The sequence below is a fragment of the Flavobacterium swingsii genome (assembly GCF_900111965.1).
Lineage (GTDB): Bacteria > Bacteroidota > Bacteroidia > Flavobacteriales > Flavobacteriaceae > Flavobacterium > Flavobacterium swingsii.
In genome coordinates, this window is the sequence record NZ_FOJT01000001.1 from 447,844 (window position 1) to 462,319 (window position 14,476).

The window sequence follows — 14,476 nt, forward strand, 5'->3', positions numbered from 1 at the left end:
TGTTTTATTGATTTGGCAAAAGTAGAAGTTTTTTTTATATAATGTCTTTTTGGGTTCATTTTTAGAAAAATTTTCTTTTTAGACTGGATATTTTAGCCCCGACAGCAGCGGCATCCTTTTGCTTTTTTCTTTAGAAAGCAAAAGATATAGCGAATGGCGGGAACAGCTCCCAATAAAAATTTTGTTAAATAAAACTGCCATCTTGTCAGAATTTTTGTTTTGCACTATCTTTGCGAAAGAATTTGACTTATGGAAAAGATTATCGAAGAAAGCAAACAAGGTGAAAGTCTTGTTTTAGAGAATAAACCCGAAAACACTAAGAAACTTTTTATAGAAAGTTATGGTTGTGCAATGAATTTTTCGGACTCGGAAATTGTAGCGTCTATCCTTTCTGGAAATGGCTATAATACTACAAATGTGTTAGAAGAAGCCGATTTGGTTTTAGTTAATACTTGTTCGATTCGGGACAAAGCAGAGCAAACTATTCGCAAGCGTTTGGAGAAATACAATGCTGTAAAACGCATAAATCCGAAGATGAAAGTCGGCGTTTTGGGTTGTATGGCGGAGCGTTTGAAAGACAAATTTCTTGAAGAAGAGAAAATTGTCGATCTTGTTGTAGGTCCTGATGCTTATAAAGATTTACCAAATTTATTGACCGAAGTTGAAGAAGGTCGTGATGCGATAAATGTAATTTTAAGCAAAGACGAAACCTACGGAGATATTTCTCCTGTTCGATTGATGAGCAACGGAATCACAGCTTTAGTTTCTATCACGCGTGGTTGCGATAATATGTGCACATTTTGCGTAGTTCCTTTTACTCGTGGGCGTGAGCGTAGTCGTGAGCCACAAAGCATCATGGCGGAAATTCAAGATTTATGGAACAAAGGCTTTAAGGAAATTACACTTTTAGGTCAGAATGTGGATAGTTATTTATGGTACGGTGGCGGATTGAAAAAAGATTTTACCAATGCTACCGAAATGCAAAAAGCTACTGCTGTCGATTTTGACCAGTTGTTAGAAATGGTTGCTGTTGGTTTTCCTAAAATGAGAATTCGATTTTCGACTTCAAATCCACAAGATATGCACGAAAGTGTGTTGCACGTCATTGCCAAACATGCTAATATTTGCAAGCACATTCACTTACCTGTTCAATCGGGAAGTAATAGAATTTTGAAAGAAATGAACCGTTTGCATACCCGTGAAGAATATATGATTTTGATTGATAAAATTAGAGCAATTATTCCAAATGCGTCTATTTCGCAAGATATGATTGCTGGTTTTCCTACCGAAACCGAAGAAGATCACCAAGACACAATGAGTTTAATGGAATATGTAAAATATAATTTTGGTTATATGTATTCGTATTCAGAGCGCCCAGGAACATTGGCCGGAAGAAAAATGGAAGATGATGTTACCGAAGAAACCAAAGCTAGAAGATTACAAGAAATTGTCGATTTGCAACAAAAACACGCTTGGTCGCGCTCTGAGGAATTTATAGGTCAAACTGTAGAAGTTTTAGTCGAAAAAGTGTCTAAAAAATCGACAGAAGAGTTTTCAGGAAGAAATTCGCAAAGCATTACAGTGGTTTTCCCAAAAGAAAATTACAATATTGGAGATTTTGTAAATGTGAAAATAGAAAGTTGTACGAGTGGAACTTTAAAAGGAATCCCACTTGGTTTAAGTGAAATGAATTAAAAAAATAGCCACAGATTTTTTTGAAATCCTTTTAATTTTTTTAATCTGTGGTAAAAATACAAAATAATTATGGACGGCTACAGAGAAGAGGAAACTTATAAAATCATTGGTATTTGTATGGAAGTTCATAGAATTCTAGGTCCAGGCTTATTAGAAATAGTTTATAAAGATGCTCTAGAAATTGAATTTAAAGAAAATAATATTCCTTTCGAAAGAGAAAAAGAATTTTCGATTGAGTATAAAAACAAGATTTTACCTCATAAATTCTATGCGGATTTTATAGTAAATGAAGATATAATATTAGAAGTTAAAGCTGTTAAAGAATTTTCTAACGAACATGTTGCTCAAGTCTTAAATTATTTAAAACTTGCAGATTCAGAAATTGGATTATTAGTAAACTTTCAAACCAAATCTTTACAGTACAAAAGATATTCACTTTAAAAAAATCTGTGAAAATCTTTTTAATCTGTGGCAAAAAAAAGAAAAATGTCAAAAAAAAATATAATCATAGCAATAATTGCATTTGTAGTAGGATTTGCAATTACTTTTTATACCATTAAAACTTATTTTCCAAAACACAAAGTTGAGGAAACAACAAATCTAAAATAGATTGACATCGTATGGAAACAGTACAATCAATAAAGCAACGATTTGAGATTATTGGAAATGATCCAAAATTGAATCGTGCAATAGAAAAAGCTATTCAGGTTGCTCCTACAGATATTTCGGTATTAGTAGCAGGTGAAAGTGGTGTTGGTAAAGAAAGTATTCCTAAAATAATACATTCCCTTTCGCACAGAAAACACGGAAAATACATTGCTGTAAACTGCGGGGCCATCCCAGAAGGAACCATAGACAGTGAGCTTTTCGGACACGAAAAAGGAGCTTTTACAGGCGCAACGGGAACTCGTGAAGGTTATTTTGAAGTAGCTGATGGCGGAACCATTTTTCTTGATGAAGTTGGCGAATTGCCACTCACAACACAAGTGCGTTTGCTTCGTGTTTTAGAAAATGGTGAATTTATAAAAGTAGGTTCAAGTCAAGTGCAAAAAACCAACGTTCGTATTGTTGCCGCAACCAATGTTAATTTATTTGATGCCATCGAAAAAGGAAAATTTCGGGAAGATTTATATTACAGACTAAGCACTGTCGATATTACTTTGCCTGCTTTACGCGACCGAAAAGATGACATTCATTTATTATTCAGAAAATTTGCTGCCGATTTTGCCCATAAATACAAAATGCCTCCTTTGAAATTAGATGACAATGCCATTTCCGTTTTACAAAAATTTCGTTGGTCAGGAAACATTCGTCAATTGCGAAATATGGCCGAACAAATCTCGGTTTTAGAAACCAATCGCGATATTTCAGGAAGCACTTTATCATCTTATTTACCGCAAGAAGGAAGCAATTTGCCTTCGGTTATTAAAAATAAAAAGTCAGAAAGCGATTTTAGCACCGAAAGAGATATTTTATACAAAGTCCTTTTTGATATGAAAAGCGATTTGCACGATTTGAAGAAATTAACGTTGGAACTCATGAAAAATGGTTCGGCAAAAGTGCAAGAAATCAATACCAATTTAATCCAGAAAATATACGGTCCGAAAGAAGCTGACAGCGAAATTTCGTTCGAAGAAGAACCAAGAAATACAACTTTCAACAATCATGATGAAGATACTGATTTTGATGAAAATGAAGACGAATTTCAATTTGCCGAAACCATCGAAGAGGAAGAAGTGTTGAAATTGGAACAACGCGAGATTGAGATGATTAAAAAATCGTTAGAAAAAAACAAAGGAAAACGCAAAGCTGCAGCTGATGAATTGGGGATTTCCGAAAGAACTTTGTACCGAAAAATAAAACAATTTGACCTTTAAATAATAATGAATAATTGACAATTGATAATTGACAATTATTTGAATATCTTTGACCCGAGCGTTAGCAAAATGGCGAAGCAATTTTTAAAATAAAATGAATAGAATAAAATACATAATCTTAATTTTTTCCGTTTTTTTAGTTCAAGGTTGTTCTATTTACAATTTTACAGGAACAGGAAAAATTGATGCAAAAACTTTTCAAGTAGGTTATTTTCAAAATGTTTCAGAATTAGTAGAACCTGGAATAGACCGAGATTTTACACGTCGTTTGCAAGATTTAATTCAGAATCAGACCAACTTAAACTTAACATCAACCGATGGCGATTTAGTTTACGAAGGCGAAATTGTAGATTACCGAGTTAGTCCAATGACTGCCACAGCAGATTTAACAGCTGCGCAAAGCAGATTGTCGATAACCATCAATCTTAAGTTTTCAAACAAAAATAAACCAGAGGAAGATTTTGAAAAACGCTTTAATTTTTATGATGATTTTCCAGGGAATAATTTACCTACAGGAGCACAACTAAAAAAATCTTTAGACTTAATTTTCGAACGCATTTCGCAAGATATGTTTAACGCTACATTAGCAAAATGGTAATCTAAATATTAGATTGAAATCTGAAAATGAACGTAACAGAATACACTTATTTAATAAACAAACCCGATGCCGTCAATGACAGGCAAATAATTGCTTTGGAAAAAATTTTGCATGATTTTCCTTATTTTCAAAGTGCCAGAAGTTTGCATTTAAAAGGTTTATACAAACAAGATAGTTTCAAATATAATTCGGAATTAAAAAATACAGCAGCTTTTACAACCGACAGAACTATTTTATTTGATTTAATTACTTCCGAAAATTTTATCGGTATTCAGAAAGGATATTTTGAAGAAAAAGAAGCCCAAATTCTTGACATAACTGTTGTAGATAGCACGATAATAGAAATTATTGAAACCGAAATAAAACCAGAAATAAACAACCTCGAAAAATCGATTATTTCGTCTATAAAAGAAGCCAATCAAGATATTGAAGAAGAAATAATATTCGAAAAAGTTGAAGTTTTAGCTATTGAAGAAAAATTAGAAATAGGAAAACCACTAACATTCAATAATTCCGAAACACATTCGTTTCAAGAATGGTTACAATTATCTAAAATAAAACCAATAATTAGAGAAGAAAATCCTATTTTAGAAAATAATTTGTCATCAAAATTAGATATTATCGACAAATTTATAGAAGCAAATCCTAAAATTTCGCCAGTTAAAAAAGATGCTTCAACACCTGTAATTGCTGTAAAAACAGAAGACAATTCTTATCTAATGACCGAAACTTTAGCCAAGGTTTATTTAGAACAAAAAAAATATAGCAAAGCAATTCAAGCATATGAGATATTAATTTTGAAATATCCAGAAAAAATTACTTTCTTTGCAGACCGAATTTCGGATATAAAAACGTTACAACAAAATAATAATAGTTAAACAATGAGCACATTTACAATTTTTTTAGTCTTAATAACAATAGTTTGTTTCTTACTTATCGTAGTCATCATGGTTCAAAACCCTAAAGGTGGTGGATTATCTTCTTCATTAGGAGGGTCAACTCAAATGGGTGGAGTGCAAAAAACAACAGACTTTTTAGACAAAAGTACTTGGTATCTTGCAGGTGCATTAATCGTATTAATTTTAATGTCAAGTTTAAGTTTTAACGGAGGAAGTAGCGATACTGGTTCTAAAGTAATTGATGATAGCGCCGTTACGGCACCAGCAATTCCTACTGCACCACAAGCAACTCCAGAAGCTGCAAAAACGGAAACAAAAGCAACTGAAACACCAGCTACTACGGAAGCTGCTAAACCAGTAACCGAAGAAGCTAAAAAATAGTTTCTTACGAAATATAAAATCAAAGTGCCAGCCTGTCAATGCTGGCATTTTTTATAAGAAAAAATGTCAGTTTTAATTGCTTGGCATAATTTCTGAAAAGACAATAACATAAATAAAACAAAATATATTATTATGGCATTAAATATCAAACCACTTTCAGACAGAGTTCTTATCGAACCAATAGCTGCTGAAACAAAAACAGCTTCAGGAATTTTTATTCCAGACACTGCCAAAGAAAAACCACAAAAAGGTACTGTAGTTGCAATTGGAAACGGAAAAAAAGACGAACCCCTTACGGTAAAAGTTGGAGATTCTGTACTTTACGGAAAATATGCTGGAACTGAATTGAAACTAGAAGGAAAAGATTATTTGATCATGAGAGAAGAGGATATTTTAGCAATTATATAGCTTTAAGCTGTAGACAAGTATTTTCAAATAACCAAATTAACGAATAAACAAATAAACTCAGAGATGGCAAAAGATATAAAATTTGATATAGAAGCACGTGACGGATTAAAACGTGGTGTTGATGCATTAGCAAACGCAGTAAAAGTAACCCTTGGACCAAAAGGGCGTAACGTAATTATTGGAAAATCTTTCGGTGGACCAACCGTTACTAAAGATGGAGTTACCGTTGCCAAAGAAATTGAATTAAAAGACCCATTAGAAAACATGGGAGCTCAAATGGTGAAAGAAGTAGCCTCAAAAACCAACGATTTGGCTGGAGATGGAACTACAACTGCAACTGTTTTAGCACAAGCTATTGTAAAAGAAGGTTTGAAAAACGTAGCTGCCGGAGCCAATCCAATGGATTTGAAAAGAGGAATTGACAAAGCTGTTGAAGCTATTGTTGCCGATTTGACTAAACAAGCTAAAGTTGTTGGAAGTGATTCAGAAAAAATAAAACAAATCGCATCTATTTCTGCAAATAATGACGAAGTAATTGGCGAATTAATCGCAAATGCTTTCGCCAAAGTTGGAAAAGAAGGTGTAATTACAGTTGAAGAAGCTAAAGGAACAGATACTTATGTAGATGTTGTAGAAGGAATGCAGTTTGACAGAGGATATCTTTCTCCTTATTTTGTGACCAATCCTGAAAAAATGGATGCAGAATTAGAAAGTCCATATATTCTTTTGTATGACAAAAAAGTATCTTCTTTGAAAGAGTTACTTCCTGTTTTGGAACCAGTAGCTCAATCTGGAAAACCATTATTGATTATTGCTGAAGATGTAGATGGTGAAGCTTTATCAACATTAGTAGTAAATAAATTGCGTGGTGCATTAAAAATCGCGGCTGTTAAAGCACCTGGTTTTGGTGACAGAAGAAAAGCAATGTTAGAAGATATTGCCATCTTAACTGGTGGAACTGTAATTTCTGAAGAAAGAGGTTTTACCTTAGAGAACACGACTATCGAAATGTTAGGAACTGCAAAAAGAGTAACTATCGATAAAGATAACACTACAATTGTAAGTGGTGCTGGTGAAGCAGATATGATTAAAAATCGTGTCAATCAAATAAAAGGTCAAATGGAAGCTTCAACTTCTGAATATGACAAAGAAAAATTGCAAGAACGTTTGGCTAAATTAGCTGGTGGAGTTGCAGTTCTTTATGTTGGTGCTGCTTCTGAAGTAGAAATGAAAGAGAAAAAAGACCGTGTTGACGATGCTTTACACGCAACTCGTGCAGCAGTCGAAGAAGGAATTGTTGCTGGTGGTGGAGTCGCTTTACTAAGAGCTAAAAATGTATTGAAAGATATTAAAGCCGATAATGCCGACGAAGCTACAGGAATACAAATTGTATCTCGCGCTGTAGAAGCTCCGTTAAGAACTATTGTTGAAAATGCAGGTTTGGAAGGTTCTGTTGTAGTCGCAAAAGTAGCGGAAGGAAAAGGTGATTTTGGTTACAATGCTAAAACTGACGAATATGTAGATATGCTAAAAGCGGGAATTATAGATCCTAAAAAAGTAACTCGTGTAGCGTTAGAAAACGCCGCTTCAGTTGCTGGAATGATTCTTACTACCGAATGTGCTTTGGTCGAAATAAAAGAAGAAAACGCTGGTGGCGGACAAATGGGTGGCGGTATGCCAGGCATGATGTAAGATTAACTTGTCACCAAAAAAACAAAATCAGGCAAAAATGTTTTGCCTGATTTTTTTATAATCCCATTTTTTAAAATAACACATGAAAACTAGCCTATCTTTTTTTATATTTTTAACAATACTATTTTCTAACATTATCAAAGCTCAAGATGATTTAAAGAAAAATGAAGAGGGAATAACAAAATCAATTGAAAACTATTATAAGTTAGATAGAGAAAATATTCATTTACAGTTAAACAAAAGCACCTACTTAACTGAAGAAAAGATATGGTTTAAAGGATATATTATAGAAAAAAAGAGCAAAAAACCTTATGCAAAAACATCGAATGTATTTGTCTCGTTAATTGACGAACACGGAAAAAACATTACAACAAAACTTTATTTCGCCGAAAATAGCACATTTGAAGGAGACTTAGTAATTGATAAAAATTTTAAATCTGGTATTTATTATTTACAAGTATTCACGAACTACATGAATAATTTTACCGAAGATGAATCTTCTATTTATAAAATTTTTATCCTAAATCCTTTAGAAAATAATTACATAAACCCCAAAAAAATAAACTTTAATACACTTGACGTTCTTTTATATCCAGAAAGCGGAGTGTTTTTAGAAGGTGTATCAAATACTTTTGGAGTTAAAATATCTGATTGTAACGAAAATGGGATTATTGCAAATAATGTAGAGATTTTAGACTCTAAAGGAAGCCTCATAACCTCTTTTTCAACAGACAATTTTGGTTACGGAAAATTCGTAATAAACAATCCTAGCAATCAATTATACAAACTAGCTTTTGAAATTAATGGCAAAAAAACAGAAAAACATTTACCTAATGTAACGCTATCAGGTTATAATATGGCAATAAATAATTATACCCTTCCAAATAAAGCAATCGTAACAATAAGGTCAAACAAAAGAACAATTTCAAGTTTAACCAACGATTCTTTAGCATTATTAGTACATCAGAATGACAATGCATTTTTTTTAGATGTTATTTTTGAAGAAAACAAAAGTGAAAAAACTCTAATTCTAAGTAATGATTTGTTTTTAAGCGGAATAAACACAATTACTTTAATTGATAAAAAATTAAATAAAATTGCAGAAAGAGTCATTTACAAACCTCTGAAAAGTTTAGACAATACTAAATTAGCAATTGCACAAATAAAAAATGGTACTGTAGATATTAATGGCTTTTCTCCTTTAATTTTTGGAGAACTAAGCATCTCAATATTACCAAATGAATCTCAGAGTACTTATTTAAGCAAACCTATTTTTAATTCTTTCCTTTTTGATAATTATCTAATTAATGAAAATATAGATTCTAACTATTTTCTTAATGACTTTAGTAAATCTAAACATGCACAATTAGACAATCAACTAATAACTTTAAATGCTAAATATGATTTTAACAAGCTTCTAAATAATATCCCTGAAGATAAGTTTTCTTTCGACCAAGGTCTTACTATAAAAGGTAGAATAAACGATGAATCATTGAAAAACTCTAAAGGCATCAAAATAAATTTATGTTCACCTTCAAGCAATCTAAATGAATTTTCAGATTTAAATGAAAAAAATGAATACGTTTTTGAAAACATTATGGCGATTGATTCTTCATTTGTACATTTTAAATTATCCGATTTGAAAGGAAACAATTTAAAATTAAAGCAATATTCTCAAATTTTAAACAACAATCGTAAGTTCATAAAACCCTTTGTTGTCAAAGAGAAATCTTGTATTTTAGATGGTTCAAAAGTTGACGAAATTGAATTTCCAAAACTTTGGAATTCAATTATTTTGGATAGTGTTAATATATCAAGTGGAATTAAAACTAAAAAATTAAAATATGCCTCAAACCGCTTGAATCAAGGTATGGCAGACGGCTTCAAAATAACTGACGACGAAGCTAAAAGATTTATAGATATCATTAGCTTTATTCAATTTCATGGTTATCAAGTTAACAATAGTGGCATTGATATAACCGTTAGCAGTAGACGAACTTCTTCTTTAAATAGTTCCAGTAGCCCAGCTTTATTTATTGACAACACTCCTTCAGAGTTTAACCAATTATATAATTTAAGTTTAAGTAATGTTGATGAAATATATTTTAATAAATCAGGTTACGGATTAGGTTCTATGGGAGCAAATGGATCTATAATGATATATACTAAGAAGAATTTTGTGTCTACTAATAATTTAAGTATACTATCGAAATCCTTTAAAATCACAAATGGATTTCAACCTATTAGACAGTTCGAAAATCCTAAATATAATAATGTTAACGATAAAGGATTTAAAAACTTTGGAACAATTTATTGGAATCCAAAAGTTTTAACGAATGAAAGTGGGCAATTTCATTTTTCATTCCCCAATTTATTTCAAAAATCTGTCAAAATAATTATAGAAGGAATTTCAAGTGATGGTGAAATGATTTCAGAAATAAAGATATTAGATATTAAATAAAAAACTATCTAATTCTTTTATTTAACTTTAATCTTCTAAATGAACTGATTTTTTTAGCAGTTTAAACAACACTGGGAAAGTAGTTACTGCGACAATTCCAATTACTATGTATTCGATATAATGTTTTAAATCGATGTGAAATCTTTCTAAAAACAACTGATACAAATAATGTCCCGAAAAAATCATTGTAAACGCCCACAAAAAAGAACCTAAAATATTAAAAAACATAAAACTCTTTTTGTTCATTCCTACAATTCCGGCAATAACTGGTGTAAATGTTCTCACAATAGGAATAAATCGTGCAAAAATGATGGCTTTGTTTCCGTATTTGTCAAAAAAGGCTTTTGCATCTAATAAATATTTTCTTTTGAATAAGAAATTGTCTTTGCGGTTGTATAAATACGCTCCACTTTTTGCCCCAAACCAATAGCCAAACATATTCCCCGTAATTCCCATCACAGCTACCAAAGATGCCAAAACTGTAACGTTAACAAATCCGTTTCCTAATGATATTTGTTGCATTAATGCTTCGCTATAAATCCCAGCCAAAAACAACAAACTATCTCCTGGCAGAAAAAAGCCTGCTAGCAATCCTGTTTCTGCAAAAACGATAAACAATACTACAATTAAGCCGATTTTAATGCCATTAAATTCTAATAAAATATAAAATTCTGGGTTAAAAAGTTGTTTCCAATCAAAGTTATTCATGTAGTAAATATAAAAGTTTTATTTTAAAAAAGCGAATGTACCACAATTAGTACATTCGCCCAATTTAAATATATTAATGTTGTATTAAATATTAAGCTGATAAACATCGTCTAAATCATCGTTCGAACTATAATTTACACCTAAATCGGTTACAATTCCAGAATTCAACCCGTAAACCCAACCGTGTAAATACAATTCTTGACCATTTTTCCAAGCGTTTTGTACGATCGATGTTTTTGCTAAATCCGACACTTGCTCTATAACATTTACTTCTACAAAACGATTAAAACGTTCATTTTCATCAACAATAGCATCTAATTCGCCTTTATGATGACGATACACGTCTTTTATATGACGAATCCAATTGTCTATAATTCCTACCGAAGCATTACCCATAGCAGTTTTTACACCACCACAACCGTAATGTCCGCAAACTAAAACATGTTTTACTTTTAGTACATTTACAGCATAATCTAATACGCTCAACATATTCATATCACTATGAATAACCATATTTGCAATGTTTCTGTGTACAAAAACCTCTCCTGGTTTTGCTCCTATAATTTCATTTGCAGGAACACGACTATCTGAACAACCTATCCATAATAATGGCGGACTTTGTCCTTCCGATAAATCTTTAAAATAATTAGCATCAGTTTTTAATTGATTTTCAACCCACTTTTTATTATTATCTAATATTTTTTTATAAAACTCACTCATCTTATTCTTTTTTTTATTTTAAACCAAGCTCTGAGTATCTTTTATAAATAATGTGTCTTTATAAAAAGTAACCTTACCTGTTTCTATATTGTGCATAGCTCCAATAATTCCAATCTCTCCATTTTCGACCATTTGTTCAATAATATTGCTACGCTCGAGAATGCTTTTCACACTTCGTTTCACATTAATTTCAGCTACATTTTCTACAAAAGTAGCATTTTTAGAAGTTCTATCTTCATTTGTGCTTTTTTCTTGATAAACAGCAGGTTGTATTTTAGATAATAACTCTGTTAAATTCCCCATTTCTACATGGTCGCAAGCACCTTTTACAGCACCACATTTACTATGACCAAGTACTACAATTAGCTTAGAACCTGCCACTTTACAAGCGAATTCCATACTTCCTAAAATGTCGGTATTTACGATATTTCCTGCAATTCTAACCGAGAATACATCACCAAGTCCTTGGTCGAAAATTAATTCTGCCGATGTTCTACTATCAATACAACTCAATATTGTAGCAAATGGCCACTGACCATCAACCGTTGCATTTACTTGTTCTAATAAATCTCTATGTGCTTTAAGATTGTTTACAAATCTTTTATTTCCCTCTTCTAAAAACTCCAATGCTCTTTGTGGAGTCATTTGTGCTTGTGATTCTCTATTGTGTGCTTTCATAATTATATGTTATTTTTTATTTTAAATTTCTTAAAATGGCAAATTATTGAAAATGGCTATTTGAAACTGATTTCGATCAGAATTCTCGAGTGTTTGTGCCATAAACCCTGCTTCTATTTTAATGTTTTTATGGATATAATAACCTAATGCGCCATACAAGCGATTTCTGTCAAATATTGGACTCTCTGCATTTATAAAAATTTCATTGTATGCAGATAAATAAATTGTATTTTTTTCCAATGTTTTAGTATTTATAGGAATATTAACTCCTAACAAATATCGGAAACGCATTTGAAAATTAGGCTTAATCAAACGCTCTTCAATCCTATATCTATGATTAATAAATAAGCGTCCTATCTTTTGTTTAGTAACAAACTGCTGGTAAATCCTATGTTCGTTTGATTCTACTTTTTGTTCGGAATTGGGTATATACTTTTGGGTATTAATAAATCCATAACCTAACAGAAGATTGTTATTATCTTCTGTTAGATTGTATCCAATTCCTGTTCTTAATAACAATTGATTGGTATCTCCAATGAAATTATAATTTCTATACTGAACTTCATTATGCCAATTCCATTTTGAATTAATCTTTTGATTACCAAAATACATAAACCAATTACCCGTTTCCGATTTTTGAGAAAAAGAAAGATTACAAAAGCATATAAAAACAATAATTATATATACTATTTTCATTATTACGAATTTAGAATTGTGCTTTTTAAACTTTCTGTTCTACAAAAACATGTTTGTCTTCTTCACCAGTATTTACTAAATCGTATGCTTTCTTAAAGCCTACTAATTTAACTTTTATATTTTCTTCTTTCGATTTTATTTTTTTAAATTCTTTTATCAAATCCAGAACATCGTGTGCAATATAGACGGTTTCTGAAGCATTGATAATCACTTTTGAATTTTCTGGAATAGATGCCAATGTCGATTTGATGGCGGCTTTATTCAAAAAAGATACCTCTTGTGCCAAATCAATATGTATTACATCACCATCATGAAAAGCTTCTTTTCTAAACACATAGGCTCTTTGCATATTCCCTTTTAAGATAAAAATAACACTAATTATCATTCCTAATGCAACTCCTTTTAACAAATCAGTCAAAACGACAGCAACAAAGGTGGCAATAAACGGGATGAACTGATAAATTTTATCTTTTTTCCAAAAATGCTTCACCGTTTTCGGATTTGCTAATTTATATCCAACTAATAATAAAATAGCCGCTAAAGTAGCATACGGAATTTTATTCAAAATTGTAGGAATTGCCAAAACGCTTACCAGCAATAATACTCCATGAATAATAGCAGACATTTTAGATTTTGCGCCAGCATTATTATTGGCCGAAGTTCTAACAACTACTGATGTCATGGGCAAACCGCCAAGTAATGAACTTAAAATATTTCCAACGCCTTGTGCTTTTAACTCTACGTTTGTATCTGAATAACGCTTTTGAGCATCCATTTTATCAGCAGCTTCCATACAAAGCAAGGTTTCGATAGAAGCAACTACAGCGATTGTAGCCGCAACAATCCATACTTTACTGTTTGTAATGGCTGAAAAATCTGGAGAAACAATAATATTTTTCAACTCGTCAAAGGATTCTGGAACAGGTAAAGTTACTAAATGCTCACTTGATATTGCCAAACTACTTCCGTAGAATATAAAAAATTCATTCAATACAACACTTACAATTACAGCAATTAAAGCAGCAGGAACGAGTTTTAGATTTTTTAAAAAACTAATTTTGTCCCAAGCAATCAATATAAATAAGGAAATCACAGCTATTACAACTGAACCTAACTGCAAATGATCGAAAATGGAAAATAATTCAGAAAAAGTATTTTGACCATCTGATTGAAAAAAAGCTTGATCACCTTCATAATCATTATCATATCCAACTGCGTGTGGAATTTGCTTTAGAATGATTATTACACCAATTCCCGCCAACATTCCTTCAATTACATTACTCGGAAAATAATTAGAAATTGTTCCTGCTTTAATGAATCCAAGTGCCAATTGAAAAATTCCGGCTAAAAAAACAGCCAAAAGAAAAGCATTAAACGAACCCAAATCAGTTATGGCTGTTAAAACAATTGCTGTTAAACCCGCTGCTGGACCAGAAACACTTAAATGTGATTTGCTAAGATAACCTATTACGATTCCTCCTATTACACCTGCAATAATTCCTGAAAAAAGTGGTGCGCCACTCGCAAGCGCAATACCTAAACAAAGTGGCAATGCCACCAAAAAAACCACTAAACCTGATGCAAAATCAGATTTAAGGTTAGCAAAAAGATTGATTTTTTTTGTCATATTACCTTTAAATTTAAAACAATATTTTACCACAGA

The 14,476-nt window shown here is 31.7% G+C and carries 15 protein-coding genes; 10 read left to right on the plus strand and 5 right to left on the minus strand.

The window, feature by feature from the left end:
• Positions 1 to 249: 249 nt before the first annotated feature.
• The 10 genes from miaB to BM053_RS02095 all read left to right on the plus strand — a co-directional run bounded on the left by miaB (position 250) and on the right by BM053_RS02095 (position 10,011).
• Positions 250 to 1,695 (plus strand): tRNA (N6-isopentenyl adenosine(37)-C2)-methylthiotransferase MiaB, encoded by a 1,446-nt coding sequence (gene miaB / locus BM053_RS02055; protein WP_091473460.1) that lies wholly within the window; start codon positions 250 to 252, stop codon positions 1,693 to 1,695.
• 69 nt (positions 1,696 to 1,764) lie between these two features.
• A complete protein-coding gene (locus BM053_RS02060) occupies positions 1,765 to 2,136 on the plus strand; it encodes a GxxExxY protein (RefSeq protein WP_091473461.1) in 372 nt (123 codons plus the stop codon).
• 45 nt (positions 2,137 to 2,181) lie between these two features.
• Positions 2,182 to 2,304 (plus strand): hypothetical protein, encoded by a 123-nt coding sequence (locus BM053_RS12260; RefSeq protein ID WP_262487526.1) that lies wholly within the window; start codon positions 2,182 to 2,184, stop codon positions 2,302 to 2,304.
• 11 nt (positions 2,305 to 2,315) lie between these two features.
• On the plus strand, positions 2,316 to 3,572 hold the full coding sequence (locus BM053_RS02065) for a sigma 54-interacting transcriptional regulator (protein ID WP_091473464.1): 1,257 nt from the start codon (positions 2,316 to 2,318) through the stop codon (positions 3,570 to 3,572).
• Between the two features lie 94 nt (positions 3,573 to 3,666).
• Entirely contained in the window at positions 3,667 to 4,170 is a 504-nt protein-coding gene (locus BM053_RS02070) for an LptE family protein (RefSeq protein ID WP_091473466.1), read from the plus strand.
• A gap of 26 nt (positions 4,171 to 4,196) precedes the next feature.
• Positions 4,197 to 5,048, plus strand: coding sequence for a tetratricopeptide repeat protein (locus BM053_RS02075; protein WP_091473469.1), 852 nt, complete (start codon positions 4,197 to 4,199; stop codon positions 5,046 to 5,048).
• 3 nt (positions 5,049 to 5,051) lie between these two features.
• Entirely contained in the window at positions 5,052 to 5,450 is a 399-nt protein-coding gene (gene secG, locus BM053_RS02080) for a preprotein translocase subunit SecG (RefSeq protein ID WP_091473472.1), read from the plus strand.
• 132 nt (positions 5,451 to 5,582) lie between these two features.
• Entirely contained in the window at positions 5,583 to 5,858 is a 276-nt protein-coding gene (locus BM053_RS02085; protein ID WP_091473474.1) for a co-chaperone GroES, read from the plus strand.
• A 63-nt stretch (positions 5,859 to 5,921) separates the two neighbouring features.
• Complete coding sequence (gene groL / locus BM053_RS02090; protein ID WP_091473476.1) at positions 5,922 to 7,550, plus strand: chaperonin GroEL; 1,629 nt, start codon at positions 5,922 to 5,924, stop codon at positions 7,548 to 7,550.
• An 82-nt stretch (positions 7,551 to 7,632) separates the two neighbouring features.
• Entirely contained in the window at positions 7,633 to 10,011 is a 2,379-nt protein-coding gene (locus tag BM053_RS02095; protein WP_091473479.1) for a hypothetical protein, read from the plus strand.
• 27 nt (positions 10,012 to 10,038) lie between these two features.
• On the opposite strand, the gene BM053_RS02100 is transcribed toward BM053_RS02095, so the two are convergent.
• The 5 genes from BM053_RS02100 to BM053_RS02120 form a co-directional block, all read right to left on the minus strand.
• Complete coding sequence (locus BM053_RS02100) at positions 10,039 to 10,719, minus strand: DedA family protein (protein ID WP_091473481.1); 681 nt, start codon at positions 10,717 to 10,719, stop codon at positions 10,039 to 10,041.
• Positions 10,720 to 10,803: 84 nt separating this feature from the next.
• Positions 10,804 to 11,439: a carbonate dehydratase gene (gene can, locus BM053_RS02105; RefSeq protein WP_091473483.1), complete on the minus strand. Its 636-nt coding sequence runs from the start codon at positions 11,437 to 11,439 to the stop codon at positions 10,804 to 10,806.
• Positions 11,440 to 11,457: 18 nt separating this feature from the next.
• Complete coding sequence (locus BM053_RS02110; protein WP_091473485.1) at positions 11,458 to 12,117, minus strand: carbonic anhydrase family protein; 660 nt, start codon at positions 12,115 to 12,117, stop codon at positions 11,458 to 11,460.
• A gap of 30 nt (positions 12,118 to 12,147) precedes the next feature.
• Complete coding sequence (locus BM053_RS02115) at positions 12,148 to 12,813, minus strand: DUF2490 domain-containing protein (protein WP_091473488.1); 666 nt, start codon at positions 12,811 to 12,813, stop codon at positions 12,148 to 12,150.
• A gap of 25 nt (positions 12,814 to 12,838) precedes the next feature.
• A complete protein-coding gene (locus BM053_RS02120) occupies positions 12,839 to 14,440 on the minus strand; it encodes a SulP family inorganic anion transporter (RefSeq protein ID WP_091473490.1) in 1,602 nt (533 codons plus the stop codon).
• Between the last annotated feature and the right edge of the window lie 36 nt (positions 14,441 to 14,476).